Origin of the sequence: Phenylobacterium sp., from assembly GCF_004799395.1 — a bacterium.
Classification (GTDB): Bacteria; Pseudomonadota; Alphaproteobacteria; order Caulobacterales; family Caulobacteraceae; genus Phenylobacterium.
Window position 1 is genome coordinate 1 of record NZ_SSMZ01000164.1, and the last position, 14,692, is coordinate 14,692.

The window sequence follows — 14,692 nt, forward strand, 5'->3', positions numbered from 1 at the left end:
TGATAACACCGGGCGGGCGAGCCCCTGCGCGCGGGTATGTGCGGTTCTTGGCCACGTTGCGCGGGTGGTCTGCGCGCGGAGGGCGGCGGCCGAGAGCCTGGCGTCGATCTGCTCTGAACCTGGCCTGCCATCCGCTCAATCCCTAACGCGCTGGGCGCGGCGGTATCCGGGGTTCGGGCGGATCTTCGACCGGGCCAAGGCGCAGGCGGCGCGCAAACCCGTAAGCGGCCAGGGCTTCTGCCCGGCGACGGCCAACGAGGCCGTCGCCCGCGTCTCCCAGGGCGAGATGCTGACGACCATCGCCGCCGACCCGCTGGTGCCGTCGCTGCGCACCATCTACCGCTGGAAGGCCGACCACCCGGAGTTCGCCGAGGACATGCGCCTGGCGCGCGAGGCGCTCGCCGAGCGGTTCAGCGACCTCGGCTGGAAGATGGCCCTGGAGGCGACGCCGCAGACCGCCTTTCTGACCCAGGTGCGGCTGAAGCAGTTGCGCTGGGCAGCCGCGGTGCTGGGCCCGCGCACCCACGCGCGGCTGAAGGCCTACGCCCCGCCGGGGCTGCCGGAGTCCACGACCATCCTCTCCCGCCACTTCAAGATCGAGGTACATCCCGAGACCGGCCAGCACCGGGTGGTCGGCTACACCGCCGACCCGGACACCATGCTGCCGGTGCGCACCAGCGACGGCGAGCGGAAAACACCGATCGACCCGCCGGCGAAGATGGACGCCATCATGGAAGCGGGCCCCTAGCGCCTGGAAACCTGGGCCGACGATGACGACTGATGGGGGTGGCAACGTCGTTTCGATCCTTCTCCCTCGCGGAGAGAAGGATACAATTGGGCGATGACCATGGAACCCGAACTGCTCCGCCGCCTGCTGCGGGCCAAGGACCGGATGGACGTGGCCAGCCATGAGGCCTGGCCGGTGCGGCGGCTGGCCAAGGTGAGCGGGGTGTCACAGGCGCATTTCGCGCGGTCGTTCGCCGCGGCGTTCGGGACGCCGCCGCACCGCTACCTCCTGACGCAGCGGATCGAGCGGGCGACCGCGCTGCTGCGCGAGACCAACGTGGCCGTCACCGAGATCGCCTTCGAGACCGGCTGGGCGAGCCTGGGCACCTTCGGCCGGGTGTTCCGCGACATCACCGGCGAGAGCCCGCGGGAACTTCGCGCCCGCGAGCAGGCCGCCCCTCAGGACCTCAAGGCGACGCCGCGCTGTTTCCTCCGGGCCGCCCGGCGCCCGCACCTGACAATCGCAGTTTCGGAGAAGCGGCGGCGGGAGGCCGGCGCTATGACCGGGTCCGAACAAACGGAGGTCCCATGAGCCAAGGTGTCGGAGTCGCCGGACTCTATGTCCGAGACCAGGAAGAAGCCCTGCAATTCTATGTCGAGAAAGTGGGGTTCCGCGTCCATACCGACGCGAAGAACGGCGACTACCGGTGGCTGACGGTGCAGCACCCAGACCAGCCGTCCTTCCAGCTCGGCCTCTTCGCGCCGCAGCCGCCGACGGTGGACGAGGCCACCGCCCAGACCCTGCGCGAAGCGGTGGCCAAGGGCGCCATGCCGCCGCTGGTCCTGACGGTCGACGACTGCCGCGCCGCCTACGACCGGATGAGCGCCGCGGGCGTGGAGTTCACGCAAGAACCGGTGGAGCGCTACGGCGCCGTCGACGCCAGCTTCCGCGACCCCTCGGGCAACGGCTGGAAGCTGGTCGAGGGGCGCTGAGGCTGGGGGAGGACCTTTCAGAACAGGCCCGGGAAAAGGCCGCCGTCCATCAGGATGTTCTGGCCGGTGACGTAGCCGGCGTGCGCGCTGGCCAGGAAGGCGCACGTGGCGCCGAACTCCGGCGGCTGGCCGACCCGGCCGGTGGGGTTGGCGGCGGCGACCTCGGCGCGCACCGTCTCCGGCGGGACACCGCGCGCGGCGGCCACGGCGGTCAGGTAGCTCTCCAGCCGGTCGGTGGCGAAGTGGCCGGGGAGCAGGTTGTTGATCGTCACCCCGTCGCGGGCCACCTCGCGGGCGATGCCGCCGATGGCGCCGGTCAGCCCGGCCCGCGCGCCGTTGGAGAGGCCCAGCATCGGCAGCGGTGCCTTCACCGCGCTGGAGGTGATGTTGACGATGCGGCCCCAGCGGCGCCGGCGCATGCCGCCGACCACGGCGCGGATCAGCAGCAGGGGCGCGATCATGTTGGCCGAGGTCGCAGCCTGCCATTCGGCCTCCCCCCAGTCCTCGAAGCGGCCGGGCGGCGGGCCGGCGGCGTTGGTCACCAGGATGTCCGGGTCCGGGCAGGCGGCGACCAGGGCGGCGCGGCCGGCCTCCGTCGTCACGTCGGCGGCGACGGCGGTCACGGGCTGGCCGGCGAGGGCCTCGATCTCGGCCGCCGCCGCCTTCAGCGGGCCTTCGCTGCGGGCGCAGATGGTCAGCCGGGCGCCGGCCTGGGCCAGGGCCTCGGCGCAGGCGCGGCCCAGCCCCTTGCTGGCGCCGCAGACCAGGGCCGAGCGCCCGTCGATACCGAGGGAAAAACCTGTCACACGTCCGCCCTTTCCGGCCGCTCGCCGGCACTGCTATCGTGCCCGCGAACTTGGGAGCTGTCCCCCGCGTGACCGACGCCCAGACCTTCGCAAAGGCCATCGCCGAGCGCCACCGCAATCGGGAACGCTTTACCCTCGAAGCGCCGCCCGGCCGCGCCGGCGACATGGCCTTTGGCTATGACGTCCAGGACGCGCTCGTGCCCCTGCTCGCCCAGCCCGGCGAGGCGGTCGCGGGCTACAAGATCGGCCTCACCACGCCGCGCATGCAGCAGATGTGCGCGATCGACGAGCCGATCGTGGGGGCGGTGCTCAGCCGCCGGATGCACGTCTCACCGGCCCGCGTGGCGATGGGCGGCTATGTGCGCCTGGGCGTCGAGAGCGAGATCGCCGTGCGGATCGGCGCGTCGTTCCTTGGCGGCCAGGTCGCGCCGGAGCAGGCGCTGGACCATGTGGACGCCATCTGCGCGGCCTTCGAGCTGGTGGACGATAGCGGCGCCGACTACGGCCGGCTGGCCGCCGCCACCCTGGTCGCCGACAATGCCTGGAACGCCGGCCTGGTGACCGGGCCGACGATCGCCGCGGCGGGGATCGCCTCGCTCAAGGACCGCAAGGGCGTGCTGTTCTGCGACGGCGAGGAGATCGACACCGGTTCGTCCAGCGACGTCCTGGGCGATCCCGCCAACGCGCTGAGCTGGGTGGTCCGTCACCTGGCCCGCCGCGGCCAGGCGCTCCAGCCCGGCCAGTGGGTCAGCACCGGCAGCATCGTGCCGACCAAGTTCGTCGCCTCCGGCCAGAGCTACCGTTTCGAGGTCGAGGGCTTGCCGCCAGTGGAGGTGACCATCGCCTAGCGCCGCCGACGGCTCGCCAGGCGGAACGCTGTTCGTTTCCGCTGGCCTCCGGTGTCGACCAGGGTAAGCTGCCCTCCACGCCATCTTCGCTGCTTTGGACGGGAGACGGGGGGCAGGCGACCATGCAGACCATCGGACGTTTCCTAACGGCTGGGCGCGCCGCCGCGCGCCGTATCGGGCCGGTGCTGGCGATGGCCGCGGGGCTCAGCCTGGCCGCCGTCGCCGCGCCGGCGAACGCCTACCAGCTCGGCGACTTCCTGAAGAATGCCGCCTCCAGCCTGCCGAAGATGCCGTCGCAGAAGCCGGCGACGCCCGCGCCGAATTCCCAGACCGCGACGGCCGGCGGGGCGCCGGGCCAGCCCATGGGCCTGCAGTCGAGCGCCACCGCGCTCCCGCCGCTGCACAAGCTCGGCACCGACGCCGTGGCGGTGATCGAAGCCGCTTCGCCGGGCGCCCCGGTGCGGCAGATGGACTACGTCTTCGCCAAGCAGACCATCGCGCTCGGCCCCAAGGGCACGGCCACCCTGAGCTTCCTGTCCGGCTGCCTGACCGAGGTGGTCCAGGGCGGCACGGTCACGGTTGGGACCAAGGGCAGCACGGTCGCTGGCGGCAGGATGCAGAGCCGTCCCACGCCCGGCTGCCGCTCCGCCAACCCGATCATTCTGGCCAGCGCCTCGGAAGCCGGGGCGACGGTCAACCGGATCACCCCGTTCACCGGCGTCGACTGGGACGAGCGCGCGCTGAAGGGCGGCCCGCCGGTCTTCAAGTGGGACGCCGCCCTTGGCGCGGCCACCGTGCGGGTGAAGGCCATGAACGAGACCGGCGCTCCGGTGCTCTGGCAGGCGTCGGTCGCCAAGGAGTGGATCGCCTATCCGCCGAGCGCCCCGCCGCTGGCGACGGGAATGCCCTACAAGGCCGAGGTGCTGTCCGGCGACAAGGTGGTGGCCAGCGCGCTGTTCTACATCGACCCGGCCCTTGACGAGGATCCAAGTCTGGCCAACCGCGTTGTCCCGCTCGCCGCGCCCTAGCAACCCCGGGGCGGGCGGATCGCGGCCGAGGCAGTGGCGCCGCCGCCGGGTCGTGGTGGCGCTGGCGCTGGGCGTGATCGTCGGCGTGCTGGCGGCGCTGCCGCAGTCGCGGGCCTTCGACCGCCGCGGCATCGACTTCCTGCTGCCGCTGCGCCACCAGCTGTTCGGGCCGCTGTTCCCGCCGTTGAAGTCCGACGTGGTGGTCGTGGCGGTGGACGAGCAGACCTACAAGACCGCGCCCTTCGACAACACGCCCAAGGTCGCCTGGACGCCCTACTTCGCCTACGTCATCGACGCCATCGACAACGCCGGCGCCAAGGCCATCGGCCTGGACATGGTGATGCCCACGACGCTTGACCGGCCCGAACTGCTGCTGGGCTATGACCGGCCGTTCCTGATCGCGCTGCGCAACGCCGCCGACCAGGACCGCATGGTCATGGGCGAGACGCGCCTTTCGGGCGAGACGCTCGCGCCCTACGCCGGCCAGGTGATGGCGGTGAAGGGCGCGGACAATCTGCGGGTGGTCAACACCGACATCGACGACGACGACGTGGTTCGCCGTTATTGGCGGAGCTTCGCCAACCAGGAGGGCGGCGACCAGTTGTCCTTCGGCGTGGAGCTGGCGCGGCGCGCGGGCGCAAAGGTCCCGGCGAAGGACTTCATCATCAATTTCAACACCGGTCCCGGAGACGTGCCGGTCTACAGCATGGCCGACGTGTTCGCTTGCGTGCAGGCCGGTGACACCGGCTATTTCCAGCGGGCCTTCGCCGGCAAGGTGGTGCTGATGGCGGAGGTGTTGGACGTCGAAGACCGCTTCGTCAGCTCGAAGCGCATGGCCTGGGACGAGGCCGCCAGCGCACGGGCCGCGCCCAAGCCCTGTCGCATCGCCGCCGACCCGGCCAAGTACGCCGCCGCCGTCCGGCGCAGCTCGATGCCCGGCGTGCTGATCCACGCCGCGGCGATCAATACGCTCACCAAGAACCTCGCGCTCAGCGAGACGCCGCCGGCCGCGACCTTCGTCCTGGTCGCGGTGACCACGGCGCTGCTCGCGGCTGCATTCCTGTTCCTGCCGCCGGTCACTGGCGGGGCCGTCGGCCTGGCCGCGCTGGCCGCCGAACTACTGGCCTCGATCTGGGCGCTGCAGGAGAAAGTGGTGGCGCCGGCGCCCAGCCTGATCGTCTCGGCGGTCCTCGCCTACACCTTGATCTACGCCTACCGCTTCGTGGTCGAGGACCGTGAGAAGCGCTGGGTGCAGCACGCCTTCCGCCACTATCTGGCGCCGGCCCTGGTCGACCAGATGATGGAGAACCCCGACGCGCTGAAGCTGGGCGGCGACAAGCGCTGGGTGACGGTGATGTTCACCGACATCGCCGGCTTCACCACGATCAGCGAGGGGCTGCGCGAGACGCCCGAGCGGCTCATCGAGCTGATGAACCGCTACCTCACCCTGATGTCGGGAGTGGTGAACCGCCACGACGGCTATGTGGACAAATATATCGGCGATGCGGTGATGGCGATCTGGGGCGCGCCGGTGGTGGTCGAGGACGCTGAGCGCAAGGCCGTGGAGACCGCGCTGGATTGCCAGGCGGCGCTGGCGACGTTCAACCGCGAGGTGGTCGGCGACTATCTGCCGAACGGCAAGCTCGGCACCCGTATCGGCATCGCCACTGGCTTCGCCGTCGCGGGGAACATGGGCTCGGCCCAGCGGCTAAACTACACAGTGACCGGCGACATGGTGAACCTGTCGGCGCGGCTCGAGGGCGCCAACAAGGAGTACGGCACTTCCATCATGATCTCCGAACTGACCGCCGAGAAGCTGGGCGACGCCTTCGTGCTGCGCCGGCTGGACCGGCTGGTGGTCAAGGGCAAGACCCTGCCGATCACCGTCTTCGAGGTGATGGGCCGCGGCGGCGACGTGCCGAGCGATGTCCTGGCCCGCCGCGGCGAGTTCGAACGCGCGCTGGCGCTGCATGACGCCCGCGACTTCGCCGGAGCGCTGAAGATCTTCACGAGCTTGGCAGCAGCCGATCCGCCGTCAAAGGTATATGCTGAACGCTGTGAGGCCTATCTCGCGAACCCACCGCCGGCCGACTGGCAGGGCGAGTTCGTGCTGAAGACCAAATGACGGGAAGCCCAGGTTAGGGGAGGGATGGCATGAGCGACTTCGCACCTATCGGCCGCCGCGGCCTGCTGACGGGCGCCGCCGCCGGCGCGGCCATGGCCGCGACGCCCGCGCTGGCGCAGATCCCCGGCCTCGGCAGCCTGCCCGGCCTCGGCAACATGTCCCCTGGTATGAGCCGGGCCGTCGACCTGATGGGACAGACCGCCAACGTCATCGCCGGCATGCAGATCAGTGAAGCCGACGAGATCTCGATGGGCACGAACTACTATGAGAAGTTCATCGACCAGTCCGGCGGCCGCTACAATTCCACCCGCGACCAGGAGGCGCTGCACCGTTTCGCCGAGCCGCTGATCGCCACCAGCAAGCGCGCGGGCCTGCCCTGGGACATCACCCTGATCGACGCCGACACCGTCAACGCTTGGGCCCTGCCGGGCGGCAAGATCGCCGTGCACAAGGGCCTGATCCGCTACTGCGCCGCGCCGGAGGAACTGGCCGCGGTGATCAGCCACGAGATCGGCCACGCCGAGCTCAGCCACGGCGTCGCCCAGATCAAGAACAAGAAGTTCGTCCAGGGCATGGGCGGCATCGCCAAGCAGCAGATCGTCAACCAGGTGGGCCGCAAGGCCGGCGGAGCGGGCGCCTTCCTGACCAGCGAGGTGCTGACCGCCTTCGAAGGCCCGGTCTACGACATGATCACCAGCGGCTATTCGCAGGACCTGGAATATGCCGCCGACGGCCACATCGTCCACGTCTTCCACTTCGTGGGCTACGACAGCACCCACGCGCCGGACTTCTTCAACACCATGCTGCGGCTGGTGCCGCCGGGCACCAAGGCCACGACCTCGCTCTATTCCACCCACCCTGGCACCAAGGACCGCATCAAGCGGCTGCAGACGGTGATCAAGGCCGACAAGACCCCGGTCGGCTCAGCCTCGGGCCATCCAGGATGGGACGACTTGAAGCAGTCCTTCCCGACGCGGACGGTGTTCCGGCTGACCTAGGGCCCCCGGGCAACGCCGCCTATTTGGCTACACCACGTTCGCTGAACGGCATCATTTATTTACCAGTTCACGCTGATTTTATTGAAGTAACTTCGCTTCTCGAGCGAGTGATCACTGAATATCCAGTATCAGCAGCGAGCGATTTCGACCTTCCGAAGCGGCCCAACCCTAGGGCGGCGGCGCTCGTCAGGGGAGTTGACCTGAGGTCCTATCCACCGGCCACGCCAAGAGCTTGGTTGAGCTCGGCGTCGCCAATCGAGGCCGCCATGTCTCTTGCCGATGCGCCCGCGCGGTTCCTGACGTCGAGGTTGGCGCCGTGGCGGCGCAGGAGAGCGGCGGCGGCAGGATGGTCAGCCTGGACGGCCTTCATCAGAGCGGTTTCGCCCTCGGCGTCAGGCGCGTCCACGGGGACGCGCCTGGCCAGCAAGGCTTCGATCTCAGCGGTTTGATCGGCGCCTGCGGCGTCGCGCAACCGCTGGGCCCGGTCGGCTGGCGAATTCGGCGGCGCCGTGCGCTTCTCGGCCGTCACGACAAGCTCATTGATCTCCCCGCTGACCGCCGGGGCCGCGACCGAGGCGGCGCGGGCCGACCTTGCCGTCGGAGGGGCCGGAGCGGCCGCTGGCGCCTGTGAGACCAGAGCCGGCGGCGCCGGCATGACCCGAGGCGGCAGCGCAGGCCCCGCCCGCCCGGCCGTTTCGAAGTCCTGCGGCGGCGTCGATGGGGTTGGCGCAGCGGCCGGGGCGGACCGGGCCGGCGGGGCGGCGGCCGCCCGCGGAGCCGGCTTCGGCTGCTGTGGCGGCGGCGGAACGGCTGGGGTCGGCGCAGCCGCAACCGGCGGCGCCGGCGGGGTCAGTATCGCCACGGTCGCTGGCCCGGCCCGTGGAGGCTTCAGGGTCGGAAGATAGACCTGGCTGGCCAGGAGTACGCCCAGGCCCGCCACGCCGGCCGCCAGCAGCCAGCCGCCCCGGCTCCACGCGGGCCGAGGCTTCGCAGGCGCTGACCCAGCCGCCGCCGGCTCGGCCGCCACGGCGGCCAGGACCCGCGCCCGCCGCGCCGCGCGGGCGGCCTCGTCGTTCAGCACCGCCTCGGCCTCGCCATAGGCCTTGTCCATCGGATCGGACATGGCGTCGTGTTCAGACATGGGCCGACCTCTCGCCCGCGAGCGCCTGTCTCAGCTTGGCGCGGGCATAGCGCAATCGGCTCTTGGCGGTCTCCACGGTGACGCCGGTGACCTGGGCGATCTCGTCGAGCGAGAGCCCGGCCTGGGCGAACATCACGAAGACGCCGCGCTGTTCCAGCGGCAAGGCCTCGACCGCGGTCACGATCTCCTGGGCCAGTTCGCGCGACTGCACCGCCTCCAACGGCGACTGACCCGGATCCGGGACCATCATCGCCGCATCCTCCTGGGCCGGGGCCAGGACGGTGACCTTCTGCCGGCGGAAATGATCGAAGGCCTTGTGGCGCGCGACAGTGAACAGCCAGGCGGGAAAGCTGGCCCTGGCGGGGTCGAACGCGGCGGCGTTCTTCGAGATCGCGATCCAGGTCTCCTGGTGCAGGTCCTCGGCGGCGTCGCTGTGCGCGGGGCCCAGCAGTCGGCGGATGAACTGGAAGCATGGGCGGTCATATCGGTCATAGAGCCGTGCGAACGCTTGCGGGTCACCGGCGCCGTGGGCGCGCAACAGGTCAGCGTCGTCCGCGGCGTCGAGCTCCATCAAGGCCAAACCTATCCTCTGCACGGGGCGGCGCGCAAAGGCCTATGGCCGGCCGGGCGGATCCGGGACATAGGCGGCCCCGTCGCCGTTCCCGGGGAAGGGCCGCGGCCGGCGCGCCTCGCCCAGGTTGGGCCGGACCATGCCGCTCGCAACCAGGTTGTCAAAGGTGTCGTATTCGATGCGACGGATGAGCTGCGGATGCGATGTCGCCCGCTCGAAATCGACGTTGGTGATCACCGACCATTCCCGCGCGCCGTGCGCCGTGCCCAGCTTCTCCGCCCGCCGCTCGGCGGCGGCCGCCATCTCGGAGGATGCGGCGGCGGGCGGCGCGGCCGCCGGGGACCGCAGCGCCGGCGCGGCGCGCGGGGCGGCCGGCGGCGGCGCGGACTGCGCCCGCGTGGCCCGCTCCCCGGTGACCACCGTCTCAGAAACCTCATTGCGCGCGTCCGCCGTGGGCGCCGCCACCGGTGCGACGGAGTCCACGGGGATCACGCGTTCCTTGAAGACGGCGAGCCCGATCACCCCAATATCGCCGGGCCGCCCGGTGCGGGCGGCGTAGGACTGCGGCAGCGGCGCGAAGCTGAACGCGGCGACCTCTGTGTTGGACTTGCGCCAGCCGGTCACGTCATAGGACTGGTAGGCGTCGAGCACATAGCCGGTTTGGCCGTAGTTGGCCGTTTCGCCGCTGACCACATTGACGCCGTCCACCGACATCACCAACAGCACCCGGCCTGCGGTGTGGTTCGCGACCCGCAGGCTGTAGCGGGCGCCCGGCTGGCCCGCGACGAACAGCCGCCCTTCATGGCGCCAGACCTGCAGCGGCTGGCCCGTCTCGCGGTCCACCACTGTTAGGTCGACGAGTTCGGCGGCGCTGGCCCTCGCCGTGCAGGCCGCGCCCATCGCCGGGATCGCCACCGCCAGCGCCATCCCCAGAACCGTGCGGCGTCTCAGCGCCGTACTTTCCGCCATCGTCATGTGCGCCTCCCTGGGGCCTTACATGACGACCTACGCGGCCGGCTGGCGGATGGGGTTATTGTCGGGCGATTTTTCCGTGGGGATGCGGCGCTATTCGCCTCCGTTGCCCCCGGAGCGCGGCCCGGGCATGCTGATCCATCGGGCAGCAGCGGCACGGGGGGACGACATGCGCCGGGACATCGCTCTAATCATTGGGCTTGCGACCTTGAGTGCACATGACGCCTTGGCGGCCGGGGCGGCTTGTCCCAATCCGGCCTTCGTGCGCGAGGCCCAGTCGGCAATCGCGGCCTACGACCAAGCGGGCATGTTCTCGGGCGCCGTCCTGGTGGCGGCGAACGGCCGACCGGTCCTGCGTCGGGGCGTGGGCTTGGCCGACCGTGAGCTGGGCGTGGCTGCGGCCCCGGAGATGAAGTTCCGCATAGGCTCGATCACCAAACAGTTCACCGCCACTGCGATCCTGCAGCTGCAAGAAGCCGGCAAGCTGTCAATCGACGATCCAATCTCCAAATACTATGCCGACGCGCCTGCGGCCTGGTCCAAGGTCACCCTGCGCCACCTTCTGACCCACAGTTCCGGCATCCCCACCTATACGGCTTTGCCCGGCTTTTTCGACCGGACGGCGCGCCTGCCGCATACGCCTGAGGAGCTGATCAAGCTCACCCGCGACAAGCCTCTGGAATTCGAGCCGGGCAGCAAATTCGCCTACGACAATTCCGGCTACATCCTGCTCGGCTATGTGGTGGAGAAGGTCTCCGGCCAGCCCTACGCCGACTATCTGAAGCAGCACATCTTCGGGCCGCTCCACATGACCGGGTCGGGCTATGACCGGGAGGACACGATCATTCTGGGGCGGGTTCCCGGGTACCAGCGCGCGCCGGACGGCGGCTTGGGAAACGCCCCCTTCCTGGACATGAGCGTCCCCTTCGCCGCCGGCTCCCTCTATTCGACGGTGGATGACCTGCTGGCGTGGGACCAGGCGCTCTATGCGGCGAGTCCGCTGAAGCCGAACTCGTTGAAGGCGATGTTCACCGACTACGGCCATCACTACGGCTTCGGCTTCGTGATCGACCAGCAATGGGGCCAGGACCGCATCTGGCACAACGGCGGCGTCAATGGCTTCACGGCCTCGTTCCAGCGCTATCCGAAGTCCCGCATCACGGCCGTGGCGCTCGCCAATCAGACGACGCCCGCCACGGACAAGCTTGCGACCGATCTCGCGGGCCTGTGCCTGGGTGCGAAGGTCTATCCCCGGCAAGCGCCGGAAACGGCGACAGCCCTCGCGCGGTACGCCGGGTTCTACGAGCTCTCGCCCTTCATCGTGACCAAGGTGGATATTCGCGCTCCCGGCTTGATCTCCCACATCGCCGGCCAGCCGGACCTGCGGCTCTATCCCGCGGGCGGCGGCAAATTCTTCGCGAAGACCGCCGATGTCGAGCTGACGTTCCAGACCGGCGCGGACGGGCAGGTGAGCGGCGTCGTGATCCAACAAGGCGGCCAACAGCCGTTGGCGAAGCGGATCGACGCGGCTGAGGCTGAGCGGCTGGCCAAGGCCAAGGCCGCGCACTTGGCGGCCGGCGTCGCCTCGCCCGGTACAGAAGAGGCTTTGCGACGCGTCATAGGCGGACTGCAGAGCGGCGCGCCTGATTACAGCCGCATGGCCCCGAGCCTCGCCGAGGCCACGCGCCGGCAGGCCGACGGCATAAGGACCGCCTTGGCCCAGCTTGGTCCGCTGAAGTCGGTGACATTCCAGTCGGTCGGCCCGGGCGGGGCCGATATCTACATTGTGGCCTTTGAAAAGGGCTCGCTTGAGTGGCGGATTGTGCTTGGCGATGGCGGCCAGATCGTTGGCCTCGTGTTCAGGCAGTCGCCGGGCTGAGCGTGCGCCGCAGGGCGCCGCAGGGCCGTGATCGGGCGATGAGAAACGGCTAAGCTTCGCGGAACGAAGCGCCGCCGGGCGCGCTGGATTCGCCGATGAAATCGCTCCCAAACATCCTGACCTCCATGCGCCTGGTGCTGGCGCTGTTCATGTTCGTGGCCCTGGCTGCAGCGGCGGGCGCGGTGCCTGGCCTCTCCGACCACCTGGAGCCGCAGACCCAGTTCGCCCTGCAGCGGTGGGCGATCTACGCCTTCGTGGTGGCCGCGGTGACCGACTTCTTCGACGGTTGGTTGGCGCGCAAGCTGGACGCGGTCAGCGTCTGGGGCGCGATCCTCGATCCGATCGGCGACAAGGTGCTGGTCTGCGGCGCGATCCTGGGCCTGATGGCCTTGGGCGGGGCCCAGCCGATGGTGCTGCTGCCCGGCGGCTTGATCCTGTTCCGCGAATTCACGGTCAGCGCGCTGCGCGAAGTGGGCGCGGGCCGCGGGATCAAGCTGCCCGTCACCCTGCTCGCCAAGTGGAAGACCACCCTGCAGCTGGTGGCGCTGGCCATGGAGCTGGTGGTCGGCGCCTGGGGCGCGTTCCCGCTGTTACCGCAGGATCCGGCGGTGCAGGGTCCCGCCGCCATCGCCGCGCACACGATGTTCTGGCTGGCGACCCTGGTGACTCTGATCACCGGCGCCCAGTACTGGGAACAGACCCGCAAGGCGCTGCAGCCCTAGGACGGGGCTGCAGCCCCGGGTCAGGCGATCGCGGTGAGCGCCCGGCGACGGCGCAGGAAGGCGCCGGCCCCGAAGAAGCCGCTGATCATCAACGCCCAGGTGGCGGGCTCCGGCACCGCGCCGCCGCCGGCGACGTCGGTCACCGAGAAGTTGTCGAGGCTGCTGTACCCAGGGTCGTTGCGGAAGTGCACCGCGAGGGTGTCGGAACCGGTCGCGGTGACATTCACCGCGTAGTTCGTCCAACCGCCGGTGTTGGGCGTCGGATTTCCGGTGTCGAACACCAGGTTCCCGTCGAACACGTACTGGACGTGGCTGAAGCTTGCGCCATTGCCGTTGATCCAGCCCGAGAGGTCCAGGGTGTCGCCGGCCGTGTCGGAGAAGGACTGGCTGAGGATCCCGTCCGAGCCCACGGGGCCTTCGGAGACGTAGCACGAACCGTCTTCCGCGCCCGAACCGCAGCTCACGCCGAAGTAGCCGGTATTACCCGTGAAGGTCCAGCCGACGATCCCGTCCTCGAAACTGCCGTCAGTCAGGAGATTGGTCGCGCTGGCGGCGCCAGCGGCCACGCTGGCTATCAGGGCCAGCGAAGCGCCGGCCAGGAATGATTGAAGTTTCATATCGACCCCACATCTGGTTGCGGAGCCAGTCTAAGGCGACCGAAAGTGCCGAAGATATTGCCCATTTAGGCATTAGTATCTGATTTTATTTGATTATTCGCCTATCGGGCGAGTCGCCGCCCGGCGCCGTGGTTGACAGTCCTTTGGGTCATTATATAGTTAGGTAATTGCTTAAGTATGGAGCCGGGCGATGACGCTGACCCTCTATTACCACCCGCTGTCCTCCTTCTGCTGGAAGTCGCTGATCGCGCTTTACGAGGCGGACATCGCCTTCACGCCGCGGCTGGTGAACCTCGGCGATCCGGCCGACCGCGCTGCCTTCCAGGCGGTGTGGCCGCTGGCTAAGTTCCCGGTGCTGCGCGACGAGCCGCGGGGTCAGACGGTTCCGGAATCCAGCCTCATTGTCGAGTACCTCGCTCGCACGCAGGCGGGCGCGGCGTCGCTGGTTCCGGCCGACCCGGACGTGGCGATGCGGACCCGGCTTCTCGACCGGCTGATCGACAACTACGTCCACCTGCCGTTCCAGCAGATCGTCAGCGAGCGCATGCGGCCGGACGACCGGCACGACCCCTTCGGCGCCGAACAGAACCGCGCCAAGGTGCGTGAGGGCTACGACCTGATCGCCCCGATGATCGCTAGCCCCTGGGCGATGGGCGAGACCTTCACCCTGGCCGACTGCGCCGCGCTTCCGGCTCTGTTCTACGCCGACTATGCGGTGCGGCTGGCCGACTGGCCGGGCCTCGCCGCCTATCTCGGCCGCCTCAAGGCGCGGCCCAGCGTTGCTCGGGTTCTCGATGAGGCGGAGCCCTGGTTCCAATATTTTCCGCTGAAAGACGGCTGATGCCGACCGCCAACCTCGACCTGACGTTCCAGGCCCTGGCCGACCCCACGCGGCGCGGCATGGTCGAGCGGTTGAGCCTGGGCCCCGCCTCGGTCAGCGAGCTCGCAGCGCCCTATGCCATGTCGCTGCCGGCCATCGTCCAGCACTTGGCGCTGCTGGAGGCCAGCGGCCTGGTCCGCTCGGAGAAGGTCGGCCGTGTGCGCACCTGCCGCATGGAGCCCGCCGCGCTCAGCCTGGCCGAGCAGTGGTTCAACCAGCGCCGGGCGGAGGCGGAACAACGCCTCGACCGGCTCGGCGAATACCTCAAACGTTTTCCCGACGGAGACCCGACATGAAGGCCCAGACCGAGCTGACCCGCAGCGTGTCCCACGGGGTCTTCACCCTTGAGCGCACCTATCCCACCGTGACCCCCCAGCGGGTGTTCG

The 14,692-nt window shown here is 69.6% G+C and carries 16 protein-coding genes; 11 read left to right on the forward strand and 5 right to left on the reverse strand.

Features of this window, described 5'->3' with window-relative positions; translation table 11 throughout:
• The 3 genes from E8A12_RS10730 to E8A12_RS10740 form a co-directional block, all read left to right on the forward strand.
• Positions 1 to 748 (forward strand): hypothetical protein (locus E8A12_RS10730; RefSeq protein WP_293368475.1); only part of this gene is annotated, 748 nt, incomplete at its 5' end.
• A 93-nt stretch (positions 749 to 841) separates the two neighbouring features.
• A complete protein-coding gene (locus E8A12_RS10735; RefSeq protein ID WP_293368477.1) occupies positions 842 to 1,318 on the forward strand; it encodes a helix-turn-helix transcriptional regulator in 477 nt (158 codons plus the stop codon).
• Entirely contained in the window at positions 1,315 to 1,719 is a 405-nt protein-coding gene (locus E8A12_RS10740) for a VOC family protein (RefSeq protein ID WP_293368479.1), read from the forward strand. The genes E8A12_RS10735 and E8A12_RS10740 overlap by 4 nt, the downstream gene beginning before the upstream one ends.
• A gap of 17 nt (positions 1,720 to 1,736) precedes the next feature.
• Here the strand turns inward: E8A12_RS10740 and E8A12_RS10745 are convergent, their stop codons facing one another.
• The gene (locus E8A12_RS10745; protein ID WP_293368481.1) at positions 1,737 to 2,525 is read right to left on the reverse strand and encodes an SDR family oxidoreductase; all 789 of its coding nucleotides are present in this window, start codon (positions 2,523 to 2,525) and stop codon (positions 1,737 to 1,739) included.
• A gap of 68 nt (positions 2,526 to 2,593) precedes the next feature.
• Here E8A12_RS10745 and E8A12_RS10750 point away from each other — a divergent pair, with 68 nt between their 5' ends.
• The 4 genes from E8A12_RS10750 to E8A12_RS10765 all read left to right on the forward strand — a co-directional run bounded on the left by E8A12_RS10750 (position 2,594) and on the right by E8A12_RS10765 (position 7,524).
• Entirely contained in the window at positions 2,594 to 3,373 is a 780-nt protein-coding gene (locus E8A12_RS10750) for a fumarylacetoacetate hydrolase family protein (RefSeq protein ID WP_293368483.1), read from the forward strand.
• Positions 3,374 to 3,495: 122 nt separating this feature from the next.
• Positions 3,496 to 4,401 carry a hypothetical protein gene (locus tag E8A12_RS10755; RefSeq protein ID WP_293368485.1) on the forward strand — a complete coding sequence of 302 codons (906 nt, stop codon included), beginning with the start codon at positions 3,496 to 3,498 and terminating at the stop codon, positions 4,399 to 4,401.
• Between the two features lie 52 nt (positions 4,402 to 4,453).
• A complete protein-coding gene (locus tag E8A12_RS10760) occupies positions 4,454 to 6,526 on the forward strand; it encodes an adenylate/guanylate cyclase domain-containing protein (RefSeq protein ID WP_293368487.1) in 2,073 nt (690 codons plus the stop codon).
• A 29-nt stretch (positions 6,527 to 6,555) separates the two neighbouring features.
• Positions 6,556 to 7,524: a M48 family metallopeptidase gene (locus E8A12_RS10765; protein ID WP_293368489.1), complete on the forward strand. Its 969-nt coding sequence runs from the start codon at positions 6,556 to 6,558 to the stop codon at positions 7,522 to 7,524.
• Between the two features lie 208 nt (positions 7,525 to 7,732).
• On the opposite strand, the gene E8A12_RS10770 is transcribed toward E8A12_RS10765, so the two are convergent.
• The 3 genes from E8A12_RS10770 to E8A12_RS10780 are packed head-to-tail and all read right to left on the reverse strand — an operon-like array spanning position 7,733 to position 10,211.
• Entirely contained in the window at positions 7,733 to 8,665 is a 933-nt protein-coding gene (locus E8A12_RS10770; RefSeq protein WP_293368491.1) for an ankyrin repeat domain-containing protein, read from the reverse strand.
• Positions 8,658 to 9,236, reverse strand: coding sequence for a sigma-70 family RNA polymerase sigma factor (locus tag E8A12_RS10775; RefSeq protein WP_293368493.1), 579 nt, complete (start codon positions 9,234 to 9,236; stop codon positions 8,658 to 8,660). Before E8A12_RS10775 ends, E8A12_RS10770 begins: the two co-directional genes overlap by 8 nt.
• Positions 9,237 to 9,278: 42 nt before the next feature.
• On the reverse strand, positions 9,279 to 10,211 hold the full coding sequence (locus tag E8A12_RS10780) for a hypothetical protein (protein ID WP_293368495.1): 933 nt from the start codon (positions 10,209 to 10,211) through the stop codon (positions 9,279 to 9,281).
• A gap of 205 nt (positions 10,212 to 10,416) precedes the next feature.
• On the opposite strand from E8A12_RS10780, the gene E8A12_RS10785 reads away from it, so the two are divergent.
• Positions 10,417 to 12,087, forward strand: a complete 1,671-nt coding sequence (locus tag E8A12_RS10785) for a serine hydrolase (protein ID WP_293368497.1) — start codon at positions 10,417 to 10,419, stop codon at positions 12,085 to 12,087.
• A gap of 95 nt (positions 12,088 to 12,182) precedes the next feature.
• Positions 12,183 to 12,809, forward strand: a complete 627-nt coding sequence (gene pgsA, locus E8A12_RS10790) for a CDP-diacylglycerol--glycerol-3-phosphate 3-phosphatidyltransferase (RefSeq protein ID WP_293368499.1) — start codon at positions 12,183 to 12,185, stop codon at positions 12,807 to 12,809.
• A gap of 20 nt (positions 12,810 to 12,829) precedes the next feature.
• Here the strand turns inward: pgsA and E8A12_RS10795 are convergent, their stop codons facing one another.
• Positions 12,830 to 13,426 carry a PEPxxWA-CTERM sorting domain-containing protein gene (locus E8A12_RS10795; RefSeq protein WP_293368501.1) on the reverse strand — a complete coding sequence of 199 codons (597 nt, stop codon included), beginning with the start codon at positions 13,424 to 13,426 and terminating at the stop codon, positions 12,830 to 12,832.
• A gap of 190 nt (positions 13,427 to 13,616) precedes the next feature.
• Between E8A12_RS10795 and E8A12_RS10800 the strand changes: the two genes are divergently transcribed.
• The gene (locus E8A12_RS10800; protein WP_293368503.1) at positions 13,617 to 14,267 is read left to right on the forward strand and encodes a glutathione S-transferase family protein; all 651 of its coding nucleotides are present in this window, start codon (positions 13,617 to 13,619) and stop codon (positions 14,265 to 14,267) included.
• Positions 14,267 to 14,602 (forward strand): metalloregulator ArsR/SmtB family transcription factor, encoded by a 336-nt coding sequence (locus E8A12_RS10805; RefSeq protein WP_293368505.1) that lies wholly within the window; start codon positions 14,267 to 14,269, stop codon positions 14,600 to 14,602. The genes E8A12_RS10800 and E8A12_RS10805 overlap by 1 nt, the downstream gene beginning before the upstream one ends.
• Positions 14,603 to 14,692 lie beyond the last annotated feature (90 nt).